Below are 20,226 nucleotides of genomic sequence, written 5' to 3'. Positions count from 1 at the left end.
GCTCCGTTTAGCGGGTTTCGTTGAACAGTTCGCGACCGATGAGCATGCGACGAATCTCACTGGTGCCGGCACCGATTTCATACAGCTTGGCGTCACGCAGCAGACGACCGGCCGGGAATTCGTTGATGTAGCCGTTGCCACCGAGGATCTGGATCGCGTCGAGGGCCATTCGGGTCGCGCATTCGGCGCTGTAGAGGATGACTCCGGCGGCGTCCTTGCGGGCGGTTTCGCCGCGCTCGCAGGCCTGGGCCACCGCGTAGAGGTAGGCGCGGCTGGCGTTGAGTTGGGTGTACATGTCGGCGACTTTGCCCTGGATCAGCTGGAACTCGCCGATGCTCTGGCCGAACTGTTTGCGGTCGTGGATGTACGGAACGATCAGGTCCATGCAAGCCTGCATGATCCCTGTCGGGCCGCCAGACAGGACAACGCGTTCGTAATCGAGGCCGCTCATCAGCACTTTCACGCCGCCGTTGAGCACACCGAGAATGTTTTCTTCCGGCACTTCGACGTCATCGAAAAACAGCTCGCAGGTGTTCGAGCCACGCATGCCGAGCTTGTCGAACTTGTTGCTGCGGCTGAAGCCTTTCCAGTCACGCTCGACGATGAACGCGGTGATGCCGTGCGGGCCTTTTTCCAGGTCGGTCTTGGCGTAGATCACGTAGGTGTTGGCGTCAGGGCCGTTGGTGATCCAGGTCTTGCTGCCGTTGAGCACGTAATGGTCGCCGCGTTTGTCGGCGCGCAGCTTCATCGAAACCACGTCGGAACCGGCGTTCGGCTCGCTCATGGCCAGGGCGCCGATGTGCTCGCCGCTGATCAGCTTCGGCAGGTATTTGCTTTTCTGTTCGTGAGTGCCGTTGCGGTTGATCTGGTTGACGCAGAGGTTGGAGTGGGCGCCGTAGGACAGGGCGACCGAGGCCGAACCGCGACTGATTTCTTCCATCGCCACCACGTGCGCCAGATAACCCAGGCCAGCACCGCCATACTCTTCCGGCACGGTAATGCCCAGCAGGCCCATGTCGCCGAATTTACGCCACAAGTCGGCCGGGAACAGGTTGTCGATGTCGATCTGAGCGGCGCGCGGGGCGATCTCTTTGGCGACGAAGGACTGAACCTGATCGCGCAGCATGTCGATGGTTTCACCGAGGGCAAAGTTCAGGGAGGGGTAGCTCATGGGGCACCTTTTGGCTTTTTTGTAGGGTGGGGAGGGCAGTGATTCGGCTCTCACCTTTACGTTAACGTAAGCCTGTGATGAATGGCTGTCAATCACCCTTTACGTTAACGTCAACTTGAGCGAGAGTAGAGCCAGTTCTGAAAGACCAGCGTCGCACTCTGTGGCGAGGGAGCTTGCTCCCGTTCGAGCGCGAAGCGGTCGCAAATCGGTAAATAAGGTGCATCAGACAGCACCTGATTGGCTGATAACGACTGTTGCGCAGCCGAGCGGGAGCAAGCTCCCTCGCCACACAAGCCACGCTCCTACAATAAAGACAATAGGGGTCGTCATGGATCAACCCAGTGCAAGCCCGCAGCGCAGCTATACCCGTGGTTCCCAGGACAAAGCCTTGCTGGCGATGACCATCGGTCAGGCGTTCGATAACACGGTCGCGCAATATCCGACCGGGGAGGCGCTGGTCGTGCGCCATCAACAGCTGCGCTACACCTGGCAGCAGCTGTCAGAGGCCGTCGACTTGCATGCCAGAGCATTTTTGGCGCTGGGCTTGCAAACCGGTGACCGGCTCGGCATCTGGGCACCGAACTGTGCCCAGTGGTGCATCAGCCAGTTTGCCAGCGCGAAAATCGGCGTGATCCTGGTCAACATCAACCCGGCTTACCGCAGTTCCGAACTCGAATACGTGTTGAAGCAATCCGGTTGCCAATGGCTGGTCTGTGCCGGGGCCTTCAAGACCTCCGACTACCACGGCATGCTGCAAGGATTGGTACCGGAATTGGCGGAACAATCCATCGGTCGCTTGCAGAGCGAACGCCTGCCGGAACTGCGTGGGGTCATCAGCCTGGATGCGCAGCCACCCTCGGGTTTCCTGCCATGGTCGCAATTGGCCGATCTGGCGGCCAGCGTGTCGGTCAAGCAATTGCACGAACGCCAGGACAGCCTGCATTTCGATCAGGCGGTAAACATCCAGTACACCTCCGGCACCACCGGTTTCCCCAAGGGCGCGACCCTCAGTCACTACAACATTCTCAACAACGGTTACATGGTCGGCGAAAGCCTCGGGCTGACTGCCCGTGATCGGCTGGTGATGCCGGTGCCGCTGTATCACTGCTTCGGCATGGTCATGGGCAACCTCGGCTGCGTCACCCACGGCAGCACCATGATTTACCCCAACGATGCCTTCGATCCGCTGCAGACCCTGGCCACGGTCGCCGAAGAAAAAGCCACCGTACTCTACGGCGTACCCACCATGTTCATCGCCATGCTCGATCAGCCCAAACGCGCCGAGTTTGATTTGTCGAGCCTGCGCACCGGGATCATGGCCGGGGCAACGTGCCCGATCGAGGTGATGCGCCGGGCTATCAGCGAAATGCACATGAGTGAAGTGCAGATTGCCTACGGCATGACGGAAACCAGCCCCGTGTCTTTGCAGACCGGTCCGTCAGACGAGCTGGAATTGCGCGTCACCACCGTCGGCCGCACCCAGCCGCAACTGGAGAGCAAGATCATCGACGAGGCAGGCAACCCGGTGCCCCGAGGCACCATCGGCGAGCTGTGCACTCGGGGCTACAGCGTGATGCTCGGCTACTGGAATAACCCGCAAGGCACCGCTGAGGCTATCGATGAGGCGGGCTGGATGCACACCGGCGATTTGGCGAGCATGAACGATGGAGGTTATGTGTGCATCGCCGGACGTAACAAGGACATGATCATCCGCGGCGGTGAGAATATTTACCCAAGGGAGCTGGAAGAGTTCTTCTTCACCCACCCGGCGGTAGCCGACGTGCAGGTGATCGGCATTCCTTGTTCCCGGTACGGCGAAGAGATCGTTGCCTGGATCAAATTCCACCCCGGCCACAGCGCTACCGAGCAGGAACTGCAAGCCTGGTGCAAAGAGCGCATTGCGCACTTCAAGACGCCGCGTTACTTCAAGTTCGTGGAGGAATTTCCGATGACCGTGACCGGCAAGATCCAGAAATTCCGGATGCGCGAGATCAGCATCGAGGAGCTGCGAGGTCATCCCGTCTGACCACAACTCCTTGTGGGAGCGAGCTTGCTCGCGATGACGGCAGCGCATCCAATATAGATGTCGACTGAACCACCGCTATCGCGAGCAGGCTCGCTCCCACAGGGGGCGCAGTGGAAATGGCAAACACGAGAAAGCACAAAGGGGAGCCGAAGCTCCCCTTTAATTTTGTCGTTACGTGCTCTTTTTTTATTATTGAGGGGCGGTCTGTTGTTGTTTTTGGCAACCGTGGCCCTTTACCGCTGTTTTTGTCGATCCCCATCCGGGATCAAGAGCAAACGTATTTTTTTGAGCGCTGATCTACTTTTTCGCCAAGCGATCCAACCAGTTCGGGAGCTACCTGACGGTAGTTTTATTGTTCTCTGCCCGGTTGCGGGTTACTCCGAAAAGCACCCTGAAAAGCACATCTTCTCCAAAAAAATCTGTTAGCTGCGTCTCTGCCGTGTTGTTCTTGTTATGTCAGAGTCGTTACGTCTTATTTTTATTGGTTTGCAGCTTTTTATTCTTGTTATGCCATAGAGATAGCAGAAGCCGTGCCAACTTTAAAAATCCTTTTAAAATCAATGGATTGAATTTTTGTTGGATTTTTTCATCCGTGCCAAACCTGACAATTTGTTTCCGTGTTACTCGTTTCCACCCCACGAGCCAGAACACGCGGTAACACCCGGATACATCCACGTTGTCACTGTGCGCTGCGGGCCTTGGCCACGCGCGAACCGGTAGGGCGCCCCAGCACCGCGCAAATCTGCTGGCCGGCCCGAATCAAGGCGTCCAGATCGATGCCGGTCTCGATGCCCAGGCCGTTGAGCAGGTAAACCACGTCTTCGGTCGCGACGTTACCGCTGGCGCCCTTGGCATACGGGCAGCCGCCGAGGCCGGCGACCGAGCTGTCGAACACCGCGATGCCTTCCAGCAGGCTGGCGTAGATGTTGGCCATGGCCTGGCCATAGGTGTCGTGAAAGTGCCCGGCCAGTTTGTCCCGTGGCACGTCGGCCGACACCACTTCGAACATCTTGCGGGTTGCGCCGGCAGTGCCGGTGCCGATGGTGTCTCCCAGCGAAACTTCGTAGCAACCCATGGCATAGAGCTCGCGAGCGACCCGGGCAACTTGCGCAGGCGCGACATCACCCTCGTAAGGGCAGCCCAGCACACAAGACACATAACCGCGCACGCTGACGCCGTGTTGTTTGGCGGCGTCCATGATCGGCACGAAACGCTCCAGGCTCTCGCTGATCGAGCAGTTGATGTTGCGCTGGGAAAACGCTTCGGACGCTGCGGCGAACACGGCGACTTCCTTGACCCCGGCCGCAACGGCGTCTTCAAAGCCCCGAAGGTTGGGGGCGAGGGCGCCATAGGTCACGCCCGGCTTGCGCTGGATTTGCGCGAAGACCTCGGCGGAACCGGCCATTTGCGGCACCCATTTGGGCGAGACGAAACTGCCGACTTCTATATAGCCGAGGCCGGCGGCGGTCAGCGCGTCGACCAGTTGCACCTTGTCCGCAACGCTGATGGGCTGGGCTTCGTTTTGCAGACCGTCGCGGGGGCCGACTTCGACCAGGCGTACGTGGGTGGGTAGGGACATGGAATCGACCTGTTGTGATTGTCTGAATGCTGAGAAAACCCTGTGGGAGCGGGCTTGCCCGCGATGGCAGTGGGTCAGTCAGCATCAATGTTGAATGTCATGCCCTCATCGCGGGCAAGCCCGCTCCCACAGGGAATTGTATAGATCTACTGGACCGATTCCTGGCTCTTGATCGTTTGCTCCAGCGCCTGGGTACAGCGCTCTTCGGCCGTGTCGAGTTCCAGTTTCATCTGTTCGATGTCCAGCAGTTGCTGTTCGAGTTGGTCCCGACGCTCGGCAATTTTCGCCAGCATACTGTGCAGTTGCTTGGTGTTACCGCTGGAGGGGTCATAAAGTTCGATCAGCTCGCGGCATTCGGCCAGGGAAAAACCAATGCGCTTGCCCCGCAGGATCAGCTTCAGGCTGACCTTGTCACGGGGCGAATAAATGCGTTCCTGGCCGCGACGCTCGGGGCTGAGCAGGCCCTGCTCTTCATAGAAGCGAATGGCCCGGGTGGTGACGTCGAGCTCGCGGGCGAGGTCGGAAATGCTATAGGTCTGGCTGCTCATGGAAGCGCTCGAAAAAGGTCATGGCGCTAAGCTAATGGTAGGTTGACGTTTACGTCAAGGGCTATGGATTCTCAGTGTGCTTGCGGGCCTCTTCGCGAGCAGGCTCGCTCCCACAATAGATCTACGGTGAACACAACATTTGTGTGAAACAGCGATTCCCTGTGGGAGCGAGCCTGCTCGCGATGAGGGCGCTGTGGTCTAAAGCCCTACACCTTATCCAGCTTCTTCTCATGGGCCGTGACCTGCTGGCACAACTCGATCATCTGTTCGCGCATCCAGCGGTTGGCCGGGTCCTGGTCAGTGCTTTCGTGCCAGTAGAGGTGGGTTTCCACCGGCGGCACATCATTGACCGGCAGGTTCACCGAGTACAAGTCATGGCGACGGGCGAAGCGTTCCGGCACGGTCATGACCATGTCGGTCTGTTGCAACACCTGGGACGCCATCAGGTAATGCTGGGAGCGCAGGGCGATCTTGCGCTGGATGCCCATTTTGCCCAGGGCCAGGTCGACATAACCCAGGCCACTGCGGCGGCTGGAAATATGGATGTGGGTCAGGGACAGGTAATCGTCGAGAGTGAATTTTTCTTTGCCCGCCAGCGGATGGCCCTTGCGCATGGCGCACACATAACGGTCCTCCATCAACTTGACGTGACGCACCTGCGGGTCGGTGTTGAGCGGCGCATCCACCGCGAAATCGAGACGCCCGGCCGCCAGTTCCTTGGTGGTTTCGCGACGTTTGGACAGGAAGCTTTCGATGATCACCGTCGGCGCCAGGCGCCGCAGGCGCTGGAACAGCGGCGGCAGGATCACCGCCTCGGTGAGGTCGGTCATGCTGATGCGGTAGGTCTTGACCGCCTGCAACGGGTTGAAGATGCGGCTTTCCTGCACCGACACCCGCAGCAAGGAAAGGGCGTTGCGCACGGGGCCAATGATGTTCTGCGCCATTGGCGTCGGCACCATGCCTTGGGCGGTGCGCACGAAAAGCGGATCGTTGAAGGTCTCGCGCAGGCGAGCCAGAGCGTTCGAGACTGCCGGTTGAGTAATGCCGACAATCTGCCCGGCGCGAGTCAGGTTGGCTTCGGTGTAGATCGCGTCGAAGACGATGAAAAGGTTGAGGTCGACCTTGCTCAGATTCATGCGCTGCACTCTTTTTTTATAGGGGCATCTGTTTTTAGCGGCGTTTTGATCGGACCCGAGGGCCTTGGCAATCAGCCGATCATATATCGGTGATGAATGTTAATACACGCCGAGAATAGGTTAGGTAAATTATCAACGCTGTTCTAGCATCGATTGCATGACCTGAACAACTCCTCTGAACCCCTGATAAAAAGGTAGAGCTGCCATGGATTTCGCTTATTCGCCCAAGGTCCAGGAACTGCGTGAGCGCGTGACTGCGTTCATGGACACCTACGTTTACCCCGCCGAAGCGGTGTTCGAACGCCAGGTCGCCGAGGGCGATCGCTGGCAGCCAACGGCAATCATGGAAGAACTCAAACTCAAGGCCAGGGCCGAAGGCCTGTGGAATCTGTTTCTGCCTGAGTCCGAACGCGGTGCCGGCCTGACCAACCTCGAATACGCGCCATTGGCGGAAATCATGGGCCGCTCATTGCTGGGTCCTGAGCCGTTCAACTGCTCGGCGCCAGACACCGGCAACATGGAAGTGCTGGTGCGTTACGCCAGCGAAGAACAGAAGCAACGCTGGCTCGAACCACTGTTGCGCGGCGAGATCCGCTCGGCGTTCGCCATGACCGAACCGGACGTGGCCTCGTCTGATGCCACCAACATGGCCGCCCGCGCCGTGCGTGATGGTGACGAATGGGTGATCAACGGCAACAAATGGTGGACCTCAGGTGCCTGCGATCCGCGCTGCAAGATCCTGATCTTCATGGGCCTGAGCAATCCGGATGCACCGCGCCATGCGCAGCACTCGATGATTCTGGTGCCGGTGGACACCCCAGGTGTGAAAATTGTGCGCCCGCTGCCAGTGTTCGGTTACGACGACGCGCCTCACGGCCACGCCGAAGTGCTGTTCGAAAACGTCCGGGTGCCGTACGAAAACGTCCTGTTGGGTGAAGGGCGCGGCTTCGAAATCGCTCAGGGTCGCCTTGGCCCGGGCCGGATTCACCACTGCATGCGTTCGATCGGCATGGCCGAGCGTGCGCTGGAGTTGATGTGCAAACGTGCGGTCAACCGCACCGCATTCGGCAAACCCCTGGCGCGGCTGGGCGGTAACATCGACAAAATCGCCGACTCGCGGATGGAGATCGACATGGCACGACTACTGACATTGAAAGCGGCGTACATGATGGACACCGTCGGCAACAAGGTGGCGAAAAGCGAAATCGCACAGATCAAAGTCGTCGCGCCGAACGTGGCATTGCGGGTGATCGACCGGGCGATCCAGATACATGGCGGGGCAGGGGTTTCCAACGATTTCCCGCTGGCCTACATGTATGCCATGCAACGCACCCTGCGCCTGGCCGACGGCCCGGACGAAGTGCACCGTGCGGCGATCGGCAAGTTCGAGATCGGCAAGTATGTGCCGAAAGAGATGATGCGCAGCGGGCAGTAACACCGTGTCATCGTTCTTCGCGGGCAAGCCCGCTCCCACAGGATTGGTGGTTACCTGCAGGAGCGAGGCTTGCCCGCGATGGCGTCGGCCCATTCAACCCATCAGCATCAGACTCAATACACCCAAACCTCAACCCGCCGATTCTTGATTCGCCCCTCATCCCCGCTGTTGGCCGCCACCGGCATCTCGGCGCCGAAACCGCGAATCTCGCGAAACACCACGCCGTTTTTCACCAGTTCTCGTCGCACCGCCATGGCCCGCAGTTTCGACAGCAGATCGGCCCGCGCGGGGTCGCTCTTGGCGTCGCCAAACCCTACCAGCGTCACCTGCCGATTGGTTTTGTCGTGCTGCTTTATATAGTCGAGCACCCGCGACAGGTCCTGTCGGGCCTTGTTGTCCAGCGTTGCGCTGCCTTCTTCGAAACGAAAATTCACCGTCAGACGCTGGGCATGGCGACTGAGTGCCTGATAACCCTCGGGCATCAGCGCATTCGGTGTGACCGCCATGGCCTGAACGGTCTGCGCGATAAAGCCATTGGCCGCGACGATCGCCTGGCCTTTGCTGCTTTGGGCAAACGTCACCAAGGCCTTGGCCCAGGGATTTTTCCCATTCGGTGGTAGGTAAAAGAACAGCCGACGGGACAGCGGGTAATCTTCCGTCGCGATCAGGCTATTGAGCGGCAACATGGCCTGGGAGTCGCCATCGACAATGGCCACGGCCTTGGCCTGGCGCACATAAGGCAAACCGATGAAGCCGATGGCTTGCGGGTCCAGACTGACCGCGTCGGACAATTGCTCGCTGGATTCGAAGCGTTTCGCGTTACCGCTCAGCATTTTCCCATGTGGACTGAGGACCAGCTCCTTGAACGTGTCGTAGGTGCCTGATTGGTCATCCCGCGCATAGAGATGAATCGTCCCACCGGTGCCGCCGAGTTCTTCCCAGGTTTTCGCTTCGCCGCTGAAGATTCGCGCCAGTTGCTCGGTGTCGAGTTGCTTCAGCGGATTGTGCGGATGAAGGATGATGGCCAGCCCATCGATGGCGATGACTTGCTCGGCAGCCGGGCTTTTCAGGTCGCCCAATGGTTCGAGATCCACCCGTTCGCTGTCCTTGATCGGGCGCGATGAGGCCGCGAGATCGGCAGAGGCGTTTTTCAGGGCTTTGAACCCGGTGCTGGAGCCGTGGGCCGCGACCTCCACCTCGACTCGGCGGCCCTGAGCGGTTTCGCCGACGATGCGTTGTTCGTTGGCCTTGTCCGGGGCTTCGCGGTGAACCTTCAGCAAGCCCTGTTCACGCATCAACCCCTCGACCAGCGCCGGGCCCAATGCCGCGCCGATGGTGTTGGAACCCTGGATGCGCAGCACCGGGCCACGTTCGGGCGTCGGCAAATCGCCAGCCGACACCGTCAGCGGCAGCACGGCGCCGAGCAGTAACAGGAACAACACGCGCAGGGTCATGCCGGCACCTTATAAGCCAAAGAAAGTGCCGGGAGAATAAGTCAGTAAGGTTTCTGAACGATGACAGATCAAAAGATCGCAGCCTTCGGCAGCTCCTACCGGATGTACGCCGAACCCATGTAGGAGCTGCCGAAGGCTGCAATCTTTTGCTCTTAGCTCAACTCAAGCCAGATCGGCGCGTGATCGGAGGGCTTTTCCATCCCGCGCAGTTCATAATCCACGCCCGCGTCTTTAACCCGTGGCAACAATCCATGGGACGCCATGATCAGGTCAATCCGCAGCCCGCGCTTGGGCTCATCCTCGAAACCGCGGCTGCGGTAGTCGAACCAGCTGAAACGGTCGGCAACGTCCGGGTTCAGGTGACGGAAACTGTCCACCAGCCCCCAGTTCTTCAGGCGGGCCATCCATTCGCGCTCTTCGGGCAGGAAGCTGCATTTGCCGGTTTTCAGCCAGCGTTTCATATTGTCCGGGCCGATGCCGATGTCGCAGTCTTCCGGGGAAATGTTCACATCGCCCATCACCACAATGGGTTGGTCGTTGCTGAACTGGCTTTCCAGCAACTGCTGCAAATCACCGTAGAAACGTTCCTTGGCCGGGAACTTGGTAGGGTGATCGCGGCTTTCGCCCTGTGGGAAATAGCCGTTCATGATGGTCACCGGCAGGCCATTGGTGTCGGCGAACGTGCCCCAGATGAAGCGCCGCTGAGCGTCTTCTTCGTCAGTGACGAAACCTTTGTGCAGCGCAATCGGCTCCTGGCGCGAGAGCAGGGCCACGCCGTAATGACCCTTTTGCCCGTGGAAATACACGTGATAACCCAGCGCCTGAACCTCGTCCAGGGGGAATTGGTCGTCGTGGACCTTGGTTTCCTGCAACCCGATCACGTCCGGTTGATGCTTTTCAATCAGCGCCGCCAGCTGATGCGGGCGAGCGCGCAGCCCGTTGATGTTGAAGGAGACGATCTTCATGGTCGGCAGTCCTGGCAAAAGTGCGATGCTAGCTGACATGTAGGAATGGGGCCAGCCTTGGGGTGAGGCGATTCGCTTTCCCCCGTCAGCTTTGTGTTGGCATATAGGGCCTCTTCGCGGGCAAGCCCGCTCCCACAGTTTCGGTGGTGTTCACAGATTTTGTGTACGACACGGACACTGTGGGAGCGAGGCTTGCCCGCGAAGGCGTCAGCCCAGTCGATGAAGATCCTGGCTTGGTCTATACCTGTCTGGGGAACTGTGAAGCCACCCCAAGGTTCGTACCAAGAAGAGCGCAGCCATCTGAGCTGTGCCCCAGGGAGATCCGCCGTTATGCCCGAAACCTCGACCGCCACCGCCGATATTCACATGCTCGACAGCGGCTATTCCCGCGAAGCACGTTCCCTGTTGTACCAGGCGTACCGGCACGAGCCGACGTTCGGCTACCTGTTCGAAGCCGAACGCCCCGGTTATGAACAGCGGGTACGGGCGACGGTGCGCGAACTGGTCAAACAACATTTTTTTCAGGAGTTGCCGGCCATCGGCCTGCTGGTGAATGACCGCTTGATCGGCATCGCCCTGATCGCGCCGCCGCAACGCCGCCTGGGCATCACCGAAAGCTGGGCCTGGCGCCTGCGGATGGTGCTCAGCACCGGGTTTCGCTGCACCCGACGTTACCTCGAATACCACGCGGCCGTGATGGCGTGCGTGCCGTCCGACTCGGTGCACGTCCTGCCATTGCTGGGGGTTCACCCGCAATTTCAGGGCAAGCACTTTGGCGAACAATTGCTGCAAGCGGTGCACAACTGGTGCGCGGTCGATGAGCACTCCCAGGGCGTGATCCTCGACACCGGGAATCCTCGTTATCTGGAGTTCTATAAACGTCAGGGCTATGAGGAAATCGGCGAAGTGGCCGTAGGACCGATTCGTGAGCACGTGTTTTTCCACGCCAACCCGCAGGTGTTACAAACAGCAACGGCGTAAAGGTAGAACTTTCGCGGCAGGTCAGGCTCTATCACGATCCCAGCCTCGTGATAGCATCCGCGCCATGAAGTTTCCAGGAAGAATGACCAGCGGCCTGCTGATGCTGTTATCCAGCTGCGCGGCGCTGGCACAAAGTGAATTGGATGTGCGGATCAAACCGTCCAACGATGAACTGAAGGCCAATATAGAGGGCTATATCGGTAGCCTCGGCGATCGCGATGAAGAAGCCTTGCTGCGCTTCAGTCGCGGCGCCGAAGAACAGGCGCGCAAGGCCGCCCAGGCCTTGGGGTATTACCAGCCGCAAATCGACAGCGACGTAAAGGGCGGCAAGACGCCGCGCCTGGTGCTGAACATCGATCCCGGCGAGCCGATCCATTTGCGCAACGTCACGGTGCGTGTCGAGGGGCCTGCGGCCGACCTCAAATCCTTTCGTGTGCCGAAAGGCGACCTGCTGAAGCCTGGCGCGGTGCTTAACCATGGCCGTTACGAAGACGCCAAGCGGCTGATCCAGAACCAGGCCTCGCGCTTCGGTTTTTTCAGTGGGCGTTTCACTCGTCAGAAGCTGTTGGTGGACCCGCGTGCGGGCGTCGCCGACATCGAATTGATCTACGACAGCGGCCCGCGTTATGCGCTGGGCAAGGTCAGTTTTGAAGGCGACACGCCGTTCGACGAAGACCTGCTGCAACGCATGGTGCCGTTCAAGGCCGGTACGCCCTATGACTCCGAACTGATCGCCGAACTCAATCAGGCGCTGCAATCGAGCGGTTATTTCGAAGGCGTGCGCGTCGACGCGGCGCCGACCGCGTCCAGGGACGAGGTGATCCCGGTGGCGGTCAAACTCGACACCCGCAAGCCTCGGACCATAGGCTTGGGTCTGGGGTTTTCCACCGACGTCGGCCCGCGAATCAAGGCCAACTGGACCCGGCACTGGGTCAACCCGCAAGGCGACAGCTATGGCTGGGAAGCCGAACTGTCGGCACCGCGGCAGAACGTCGGGGTGTTTTACGACATTCCCCTGGACCCACCGCTGACCGACAAACTGCGCTGGGCCGCTGGCTATCAATATGAAGAAATCGCTGGCACCGATTCCCTGAGCAAACTGCTGACCCTCGGCCCCGAATGGCACAGCAAGTTGCCCAGCGGCTGGCAGCGGGTGGTGTCGCTCAAGTGGCAGCGCGAGGAATACACACTCGGCGACGACTCGGGGCTCAGTACCTTGCTGATGCCCGGCGTGAGCTATTCGTACCTGAAAAGCGACAACCGCATCGATCCGCATAACGGCTATCGCCTGCAATTCGAAACCAAAGTCGCCAAGGAAGGGTTGGGGTCAGACACCAACCTGATCTACGGCACGGCGTTGGTCAAAGGCCTGACCACGGTCTTCGACAAACACCGCTTCCTTGGTCGGGTGCAGGTCGGCGGCAGCGCCACCAATGGCTACAAATCGGTGCCGCCGTCTCTACGCTTCTTCGCCGGTGGCGATCAGAGCGTGCGCGGTTACGACTACCAGAGCCTGTCCCCGGAGAACTCTGAGGGCGACCGTATCGGTGGCCGTTACATGGTGGCCGGCAGCGTCGAGTATCAATATTCCATCGCCGAAAAATGGCGGGTCGCAACCTTTATCGACCAGGGCAACTCCTTCAACACCCTTGAACTGCCGAACCTCAAGACCGGCGTCGGTGTCGGCATACGCTGGGTCTCGCCGGTGGGGCCGATTCGCCTCGACCTGGCCCGTGCGATGGACGACGACGGCGGCATTCGACTGCACTTTTCCATGGGGCCTGAGCTGTGAAGCGTGGTTTGAAAATAGCGCTGCTGGCGATCCCGGCGCTGCTGATACTGGTCGTGCTGGCCTTGATCACCGTGCTGGGCACGGCGACGGGCAGCCGCTGGGCGCTCGGGTTTGTGCCGGGTTTGACCGTTGAGAATTTCCAGGGACGCTTGGGGGGGCAGTGGAGCGCCGACCATCTGCTGTGGCAGCAGGACAACAGCCGGGTTGAGCTGAACCAAGCGATTTTCGCCTGGTCGCCGCTGTGCCTGACGCGCATGACGCTGTGCATCGAGCAATTGCAGGCCGAGCAGGTCAGCCTGCAATTCCCGCCCGGCGCGCAAGAGCAAAACAGCGGGCCGATCAGTCTCCCTGACTTGAAGTTGCCGCTGGCCATCGAATTGGGCGACGTCAAGGTCGGTCGTCTGCTGTTCAACGGCAGCGAAGAACTTAAAGGCCTGCAACTGGCGGCGCACTGGACCGCCAAAGGTTTGCAGATCGACTCGGTAAACCTGCAGCGTGATGAACTGAGCCTGAACCTGTCCGGCCTGTTGCAACCGAGCGGCAACTGGCCGCTCACAGCCGAAGGCAAACTGACCCTGCCGGCTCCCGAGCCTTGGGCTCTGGCCTTGAAGGTTGACGGCGACCTGCTGAAAACCCTGAAGCTGAAAGCCGACAGCAGTGGTTACCTGAATGGGCAGCTCACCGGTGAACTGCAACCGCTGGTGGAAAACCTGCCGGCCAAATTGCGCATCACCGCTGACGGCTTCAAGGCCAGCGCCGATCTGCCGGACACCCTGCAACTCAATCAACTGGAGCTCACCGGCGACGGCGACCTGAAAAACGGCTACCAGTTGCTCGGCAAAGCCACGTTGCCCGCCGAGCTTGGCCCGGTCGCGCTGTTGCTGCAAGGCAAGGTCGACGCCAAGGGCGCGCAGATCGCCGCCCTTGACCTGACAGCCAACGACAAACAAAGCCTCAAACTCACAGGGCTTGTGGACTGGAGCAAAGGCCTGAGCGCTGATGCAAAAATCGACTGGCTGGATTTCCCGTGGCATCGCCTCTATCCGCTGATCGACGAGCCGCAAGTGGCACTGCGCAGCTTCAACGGTGAAGTCTCCTACACCGACGGCAACTACATCGGTAACTTCAAGGCCGCACTGGATGGCCCGGCCGGGGCGTTCAGTCTGAACAGCCCGCTCAGCGGCGACCTGAGCCAAATCCATCTGCCGCAATTCAAGCTCGAAGCCGGGCAGGGCAAGGCCGAAGGGCACCTGAACCTGCAATTTGCCGATGGTATCGCCTGGGATACGGCGCTGGACCTCTCGGCGATCAACCCGGCGTACTGGCTCGCGGAGTTGCCGGGTACGTTGGCTGGCCCGTTGCGCAGCAAAGGCGAAATGAAGAATGAAACGCTCAGCCTGACCGCCGACCTGGACCTGAAAGGCAAACTGCGCGGGCAACCGGCGGTGTTGCAAGCCAAGGCCGATGGCGGCGGCGAGCAATGGAACCTCAGCGCGTTGCAGATTCGCCTCGGTGACAACAGCATCAATGGCAAGGGCAGCCTGCAACAGAAACTCGCCGGCCAGATCGACATCAAGCTGCCGCGACTGGCCCAGCTCTGGCCGCAACTGCGCGGCCAGCTCAATGGTCGGGTCGATGTCGCTGGCACGCTCAAGGCACCGCAAGGCAAGCTCGCCCTGCAAGGCACGCAACTGGTTTTCGAAGACAACCGCCTGCAAAGCCTCAATCTGGACGCCACCCTCGACAGCGCCCAGCGAGCGAAGGTCGACCTCAAGGGCAGCGGCATTCAGACCGGCGACACATCACTGGGCACGTTGACCGCCAGCGGCCAGGGCGACATCAAAAACCAGAAACTGATGCTCGACCTGCAAGGGCCGAAGCTGAAACTGGCCCTTGGTCTTGACGGCACGCTGGATAAGGGCAACTGGCGCGGGCGTCTGGCCAGCGGCGATATCCAGGCCGGCGGTCAGGACTGGAAGCTGCAAAGTCCGGCGAAACTTGAGCGGCTGGCGGACGGCAAAATCAATTTCGGCGCCCATTGCTGGATGTCCGGCCCGGCCAGCCTGTGCGGCGAAGATCAGCGCTTGATGCCTGAGCCGAAGCTGCGTTACCACCTCAAGCAATTCCCCATCGACAGCCTGGCGCAATGGTTGCCGAAGGATTTCGCCTGGCAGGGCAAGCTCAACGCCGACCTGCAACTGGACGTGCCGGCCAGTGGCCCGAATGGCCAGATCAGCGTCGATGCCAGCGGCGGCACATTGCGCATGAAGGAAAAGGAGCAATGGCTGGACTTCCCGTACCAGACCCTGAAACTTACCAGCAAGCTCACGCCCAAACGCATCGACACCGACCTCAACTTCGTCGGCGGCAAGCTCGGTGAGCTGATGCTTCAGGCGCAGATCAACCCGTTGCCGAAGAACAAACCGCTGACCGGCTCGTTCCGCCTCAGTGGTCTGGATTTGTCGGTGGCGCGGCCGTTTGTGCCGATGGTCGAGAAACTCACCGGGCATTTGAACGGCAGTGGCACGCTGTCCGGCGGGTTGCTGGCGCCGCTGGTCAACGGCAACTTGTTGCTCAGTGACGGCGAAATCTCCGGCTCTGAATTACCGATGGATTTGGAGGCCTTGCAACTTCAAGCCGTGATTGTCGGCGAAACCGTTCAGTTGAACGGCGGCTGGAAGAGCGGCAAGACCGGGCAGGGCAGCCTGAACGGCAACATCGCCTGGGGGCAGGCATTGATCGTGGATCTGGCGCTCAAAGGTTCGCAGTTGCCGGTCACGGTCGAGCCTTATGCCAAGCTGGAAATGGCACCGGACCTGAAAATCTCCATGAAGGACGACAAACTGGCGGTCGTCGGCAAGGTGCTGGTGCCCAAGGGCGAAATTACCGTGCGCGAGTTGCCGCCGTCGACGGTCAAGGTCTCCGATGACACGGTGATCGTCGGTCAGCAGACCGAAGAGGGCAAGCCGCCGATGGCCATGGCGATGGACGTCGATGTGGTGGTCGGGGAAGACAAACTCAGCTTTGCCGGGTTCGGCCTGACCGCCAATCTGCAAGGCCATGTGCACATCGGCGACAACATGGACACCCGAGGCGAGCTGTGGCTCAACGACGGGCGTTATCGCGCCTACGGTCAGCGGCTGACGGTGCGCCGGGCGCGTCTGTTGTTTGCCGGCCCCATCGATCAGCCGTACCTCGATATCGAAGCGATTCGCCAGACCGACGACGTGATCGCCGGCATTCGCCTGAGTGGCAGTGCCGAGCAGCCGACCACGCAGATCTTTTCCGAACCGGCGATGAGTCAGGAGCAGGCGTTGTCCTATCTGGTGCTGGGGCGTCCGCTGAGCACCACGGGTGAAGACAACAACATGCTCGCCCAGGCCGCCCTCGGGTTGGGCTTGATGGGCAGCTCCGGCGTGACCAGCGGCTTGGCCAAGGATCTGGGCATTCAGGACTTCCAGCTCGATACTCAGGGCAGCGGTACTAACACCGCGGTGGTGGCCAGCGGCAATATTTCGGAAAAACTCAGCTTGCGTTATGGGGTTGGGGTGTTCGAACCAGCCAACACCATCGCCTTGCGCTACAAGCTGAGCAAAAAGGTCTACCTCGAAGCCGCCAGCGGCGTGGCCAGTTCGCTGGACATCTTCTACAAGCGGGATTTCTAACCCCGCTTTCCCTTCCAGATACCGCGTCGCCCCCAATCGCGGGCAAGCCCGCTCCCACAAGGTTCAGTGTGATCCCTGTGGGAGCGGGCTTGCCCGCGATGGCGTCAGAGCGTCCACCGCATAATCCGGCCCCGTTTATCAGCTAAATACAAAGCAGCCTAACTATTGCGTTGACATTGGCTGCCTAGGCAGTAATATCTCGACATACATTCACTGCCTAGGCAGCTAATTGGTGGTCAGATGAAACATTTCTCCTCATACGATTTCCATAATTGCCATCTCGGCCTCTTGCTCGGCCGCGCCGCGCTGCTCAAGGACCGGATCATCGACACGCACATGGAACCCCACGGCATCACCGCCGCGCAGTTCAAAGTGCTGATCATCATGGCCCAGTTCGGCGTCGATACCCCGGCCGAGCTGTGCCGTCACTTGTCGCTGGACAGCGGTTCGATGACCCGCATGCTCGATCGTCTGGAACAGAAAGGTTTCCTTGCCCGCCAACGCTCCGAGGCAGACCGCCGTCAGGTGCAACTGATGCTGACCGAACAAGGCCAGCAGTTGACTGACCAGCTGCCGCAGATCGGCGCCGATGCCATGAACGAACTGGCTGGCGCCATCACCCCGGAAGAATTGAAAACCCTGGAAAAGATCCTGAAGAAAATTCTGGTAGCGGCGGGTGACTCGATCACCTTGCTGCGGGTAGGTGGCAATGAACAGTAAAAGCCTGCGTAGCGGCCTGAGCCTGGTGCTGTTGGCCATGAGCCTCGCCGGCTGCGCCAGCTACAGCGGCCTGACCACCGAAGGCGTCAGCCTCGATGCGAAAAATCTCAAGGCCGGGCAATCCCTCAACGGCGTGACCCTGTCGCCCGCGGCTTGGCCAAAAAGCGACTGGTGGAAAAGCCTCGGCGACCCGCAGCTCAACGGCCTGATCCGCGAAGCCCTGCACGACAGCCCCGACATGCAAATCGCCGACGCCCGCGCTCACCAGGCCAGCGCTGCCGCCTATGCCGCCGACGCCGCGCGCATGCCGACCCTCGATGCCAGCGCCGGTGTCAGCCGTTCGCGTCTGGCTCGCGATCAGGACCCGAGCGGGCAGGGTGGAACGTATTCCACCGTGCGTAATCTCGGCGCCAGCTTCAATTACACCTTCGACCTCTGGGGTGGTCAGCGCGACGCCTGGGAAGCCGCATTGGGCCAGGCCCGTGCCGCCGAAGTCGATCAGCAGGCGGCGCAGTTGACCTTGTCTGCCGAAGTCGCCCGTGCCTACAGCGATCTGGGGCAGGCGCACGTCATCCATGACCTGGCCAGCGAAGACCTCAAACGCACCAAGCAAATGCTCGACCTCAGCCAGCGTCGCCTGAGTTCGGGGATCGACAGTCAGTACCAGTTCCAGCAGACCGAAAGCCTGGAAGCCAGCGCCGAAGCCAGCCTGATCGACGCCGAGAAACGCCTGCAAAGCGCGAAAATCGCCTTGGCGGTGCTGCTGGGCAAAGGCCCGGATCGCGGCAATGAAATCGCCCGACCGCAAGTCCTTCAGGCCAGTGCAGTCGCGTTGCCGTCGGTGTTGCCTGCGGAATTGCTCGGTCGTCGCCCGGACCTGGTGGCGGCACGCTGGCGGGTTGAAGCGGCGAGCAAAAACATCGCGGCGGCCAAGACCCGGTTCTACCCCAACCTCAACCTGAGCGCGGCGGCCGGTGTCGAGTCGTTGCTAGGCGATGCGATGTTCGGTTCCGCCAGTCGCTTCTTCAACATCGCTCCAACCCTCTCGGTACCGATTTTCGACGGCGGCCGCCTGCGTGCCGACCTCGATTCCCGCGACGCCGATTACGACCTCGCGGTGGCGCAGTACAACAAAAGCCTGGTGAGCGCTCTGGGTGATGTCAGCAACACCATCAACCAGTTGCACGATATCGGCCGGCAAATCGGTGCCCAGCAACACGCCACCGACATTGCCCAGGATTCTTACAACACCGTGGTCCAGCGCTACGGTTCCGGCATCGGGAATTACCTGGACGTGCTCAGCATCGAGCAGCAATTGCTCCAGGCCCAGCGTCAGCTGGCCAATCTGAATGCCGAGCAGATCGACCTGTCGATTCAACTGATGCAGGCGCTGGGTGGCGGTTTTCAGGGCGAAACCCTGACCGCAGCCAACGCAACCCCAGCCACGCAGCACAACTAATTCAAGGTACTTGTCATGGCCACTGCCAATACAATTTCAACCCCTGACGACACTCAAGACACGAGCAACCCGCGCAAGCGCAAAGTGATGCTGTTTGTCCTGACGATCATGGTGATTTTTGCCGGAGCCGGCGTCTGGGGTTATCACCAATTCTTCGGTCGCTGGAGCGAAAGCACCGACGACGCCTATGTGAACGGCAACGTGGTGGAAATCACCCCGCTGGTCACCGGCACGGTGGTCAGCATCGGCGCCGACGATGGCGACCTGGTTCACGAAGGCCAGGTGCTGGTCAATTTCGACCCGAACGATGCCGAAGTCGGCCTGCAAAGTGCCCAGGCCAATCTGGCCCGCACCGTGCGCCAGGTACGCGGTTTGTACAGCAACGTCGACGGCATGAAAGCCCAGGTCAATGCCCAGCAGGCCGACGTGCAAAAGGCTCAGGACAACTTCAATCGCCGGAAAAACCTCGCCGCTGGCGGAGCGATTTCCCAGGAAGAACTGTCCCACGCTCGCGATGACCTGACCTCGGCGCAAAACGCCCTGGCCAACGCCCAGCAACAGCTCAAGACCACCAGCGCACTGGTCGATGACACCGTGGTTTCTTCGCACCCGGACGTGATGTCCGCCGCCGCGCAATTGCGTCAGGCGTACCTGAACAACGCCCGCAGCACCTTGATCGCGCCGGTCACCGGTTATGTCGCCAAACGCACCGTGCAACTCGGCCAGCGAGTCCAGCCGGGCACGGCGCTGATGGCGGTGATCCCGCTGGATCAGCTGTGGATCGACGCCAACTTCAAGGAAACCCAGCTGCGTGACATGCGCATCGGTCAGCCGGTGGACATCGAAGCCGACGTTTACGGCGGCGACGTCAAATACCGCGGCACCATCGACAGCCTCGGCGCCGGGACCGGCAGCGCGTTTGCCTTGCTGCCGGCGCAGAACGCCACCGGTAACTGGATCAAGATCGTGCAGCGGGTGCCGGTGCGGATTCACATCAATGCCGAAGAGCTGGCCAAACACCCATTGCGGGTCGGCCTGTCGACTCAGGTCGCTGTGAACCTGCGCGACCAGAGCGGCCCGGTGCTGGCGCAACAGCCGCCGCAAAAGGCGTCGTTCAGCACCAGCGTCTACGACCGTCAGTTGGCCGAGGCCGACGCGATGATCACCCAGTTGATCCACGACAACAGCGCCGCGGTCAGCAAAACCGCGCAACGCTGATTCGCCAATCCGTCAGCTGCGCCTGTAACGGGCGCAGCGCGAGCCCCGCTCCAAAAAATTCAGCACCAAAGGATTCG

The 20,226-nt window shown here is 60.4% G+C and carries 14 protein-coding genes; 8 read left to right on the top strand and 6 right to left on the bottom strand.

Annotation, left to right across the window (positions count from 1 at the left end):
- Window positions 1–7: 7 nt before the first annotated feature.
- Window positions 8–1,171, bottom strand: coding sequence for an isovaleryl-CoA dehydrogenase (locus AACY49_RS13675; protein ID WP_223489832.1), 1,164 nt, complete (start codon window positions 1,169–1,171; stop codon window positions 8–10).
- A 328-nt stretch (window positions 1,172–1,499) separates the two neighbouring features.
- On the opposite strand from AACY49_RS13675, the gene AACY49_RS13670 reads away from it, so the two are divergent.
- Window positions 1,500–3,197, top strand: coding sequence for an AMP-binding protein (locus AACY49_RS13670; RefSeq protein WP_339524401.1), 1,698 nt, complete (start codon window positions 1,500–1,502; stop codon window positions 3,195–3,197).
- A 679-nt stretch (window positions 3,198–3,876) separates the two neighbouring features.
- Here AACY49_RS13670 and AACY49_RS13660 read toward each other — a convergent pair.
- The 3 genes from AACY49_RS13660 to AACY49_RS13650 all read right to left on the bottom strand — a co-directional run bounded on the left by AACY49_RS13660 (window position 3,877) and on the right by AACY49_RS13650 (window position 6,460).
- Window positions 3,877–4,776 (bottom strand): hydroxymethylglutaryl-CoA lyase, encoded by a 900-nt coding sequence (locus tag AACY49_RS13660; RefSeq protein WP_258699994.1) that lies wholly within the window; start codon window positions 4,774–4,776, stop codon window positions 3,877–3,879.
- Between the two features lie 146 nt (window positions 4,777–4,922).
- A complete protein-coding gene (locus AACY49_RS13655; protein WP_339524400.1) occupies window positions 4,923–5,324 on the bottom strand; it encodes a MerR family transcriptional regulator in 402 nt (133 codons plus the stop codon).
- 206 nt (window positions 5,325–5,530) lie between these two features.
- Entirely contained in the window at window positions 5,531–6,460 is a 930-nt protein-coding gene (locus tag AACY49_RS13650; protein WP_223489839.1) for a LysR family transcriptional regulator, read from the bottom strand.
- A 205-nt stretch (window positions 6,461–6,665) separates the two neighbouring features.
- On the opposite strand from AACY49_RS13650, the gene AACY49_RS13645 reads away from it, so the two are divergent.
- Window positions 6,666–7,895 carry an acyl-CoA dehydrogenase gene (locus AACY49_RS13645; protein ID WP_339524399.1) on the top strand — a complete coding sequence of 410 codons (1,230 nt, stop codon included), beginning with the start codon at window positions 6,666–6,668 and terminating at the stop codon, window positions 7,893–7,895.
- A 113-nt stretch (window positions 7,896–8,008) separates the two neighbouring features.
- On the opposite strand, the gene AACY49_RS13640 is transcribed toward AACY49_RS13645, so the two are convergent.
- Together AACY49_RS13640 and xthA are read right to left on the bottom strand one after the other, a co-directional pair.
- Entirely contained in the window at window positions 8,009–9,349 is a 1,341-nt protein-coding gene (locus tag AACY49_RS13640) for a phosphate ABC transporter substrate-binding/OmpA family protein (protein ID WP_339524398.1), read from the bottom strand.
- Window positions 9,350–9,501: 152 nt separating this feature from the next.
- Window positions 9,502–10,314, bottom strand: coding sequence for an exodeoxyribonuclease III (gene xthA, locus AACY49_RS13635; RefSeq protein ID WP_339524397.1), 813 nt, complete (start codon window positions 10,312–10,314; stop codon window positions 9,502–9,504).
- A 330-nt stretch (window positions 10,315–10,644) separates the two neighbouring features.
- Here xthA and AACY49_RS13630 point away from each other — a divergent pair, with 330 nt between their 5' ends.
- From AACY49_RS13630 to AACY49_RS13605, 6 genes are all read left to right on the top strand, one after another.
- On the top strand, window positions 10,645–11,295 hold the full coding sequence (locus tag AACY49_RS13630) for a GNAT family N-acetyltransferase (RefSeq protein ID WP_339524396.1): 651 nt from the start codon (window positions 10,645–10,647) through the stop codon (window positions 11,293–11,295).
- 64 nt (window positions 11,296–11,359) lie between these two features.
- A complete protein-coding gene (locus AACY49_RS13625; RefSeq protein WP_339524395.1) occupies window positions 11,360–13,087 on the top strand; it encodes an autotransporter assembly complex protein TamA in 1,728 nt (575 codons plus the stop codon).
- A complete protein-coding gene (locus AACY49_RS13620; RefSeq protein WP_339524394.1) occupies window positions 13,084–16,752 on the top strand; it encodes a translocation/assembly module TamB domain-containing protein in 3,669 nt (1,222 codons plus the stop codon). The genes AACY49_RS13625 and AACY49_RS13620 overlap by 4 nt, the downstream gene beginning before the upstream one ends.
- A gap of 240 nt (window positions 16,753–16,992) precedes the next feature.
- Window positions 16,993–17,472: a MarR family winged helix-turn-helix transcriptional regulator gene (locus AACY49_RS13615; RefSeq protein ID WP_339524393.1), complete on the top strand. Its 480-nt coding sequence runs from the start codon at window positions 16,993–16,995 to the stop codon at window positions 17,470–17,472.
- Window positions 17,462–18,931 (top strand): efflux transporter outer membrane subunit, encoded by a 1,470-nt coding sequence (locus AACY49_RS13610; protein ID WP_339524391.1) that lies wholly within the window; start codon window positions 17,462–17,464, stop codon window positions 18,929–18,931. Before AACY49_RS13615 ends, AACY49_RS13610 begins: the two co-directional genes overlap by 11 nt.
- A 15-nt stretch (window positions 18,932–18,946) precedes the next feature.
- Window positions 18,947–20,149, top strand: coding sequence for an efflux RND transporter periplasmic adaptor subunit (locus AACY49_RS13605; RefSeq protein ID WP_339524389.1), 1,203 nt, complete (start codon window positions 18,947–18,949; stop codon window positions 20,147–20,149).
- The last annotated feature ends 77 nt before the right edge of the window (window positions 20,150–20,226 follow it).

It is taken from the genome of Pseudomonas sp. EL_65y_Pfl2_R96 (assembly GCF_963970905.1).
Lineage (GTDB): Bacteria > Pseudomonadota > Gammaproteobacteria > Pseudomonadales > Pseudomonadaceae > Aquipseudomonas.
The sequence above is the reverse complement of the archived record's forward strand: the minus strand, read 5'-3'. Positions and strand labels throughout refer to the sequence as shown.

Coding starts and splice junctions, on each gene's coding strand:
- AACY49_RS13675 (WP_223489832.1), bottom strand. CDS start 1,171: ATGAGCTACCCCTCCCTGAACTTTGCCCTCGGTGAAACCATCGACATG.
- AACY49_RS13670 (WP_339524401.1), top strand. CDS start 1,500: ATGGATCAACCCAGTGCAAGCCCGCAGCGCAGCTATACCCGTGGTTCC.
- AACY49_RS13660 (WP_258699994.1), bottom strand. CDS start 4,776: ATGTCCCTACCCACCCACGTACGCCTGGTCGAAGTCGGCCCCCGCGAC.
- AACY49_RS13655 (WP_339524400.1), bottom strand. CDS start 5,324: ATGAGCAGCCAGACCTATAGCATTTCCGACCTCGCCCGCGAGCTCGAC.
- AACY49_RS13650 (WP_223489839.1), bottom strand. CDS start 6,460: ATGAATCTGAGCAAGGTCGACCTCAACCTTTTCATCGTCTTCGACGCG.
- AACY49_RS13645 (WP_339524399.1), top strand. CDS start 6,666: ATGGATTTCGCTTATTCGCCCAAGGTCCAGGAACTGCGTGAGCGCGTG.
- AACY49_RS13640 (WP_339524398.1), bottom strand. CDS start 9,349: ATGACCCTGCGCGTGTTGTTCCTGTTACTGCTCGGCGCCGTGCTGCCG.
- xthA (WP_339524397.1), bottom strand. CDS start 10,314: ATGAAGATCGTCTCCTTCAACATCAACGGGCTGCGCGCTCGCCCGCAT.
- AACY49_RS13630 (WP_339524396.1), top strand. CDS start 10,645: ATGCCCGAAACCTCGACCGCCACCGCCGATATTCACATGCTCGACAGC.
- AACY49_RS13625 (WP_339524395.1), top strand. CDS start 11,360: ATGAAGTTTCCAGGAAGAATGACCAGCGGCCTGCTGATGCTGTTATCC.
- AACY49_RS13615 (WP_339524393.1), top strand. CDS start 16,993: ATGAAACATTTCTCCTCATACGATTTCCATAATTGCCATCTCGGCCTC.
- AACY49_RS13610 (WP_339524391.1), top strand. CDS start 17,462: ATGAACAGTAAAAGCCTGCGTAGCGGCCTGAGCCTGGTGCTGTTGGCC.
- AACY49_RS13605 (WP_339524389.1), top strand. CDS start 18,947: ATGGCCACTGCCAATACAATTTCAACCCCTGACGACACTCAAGACACG.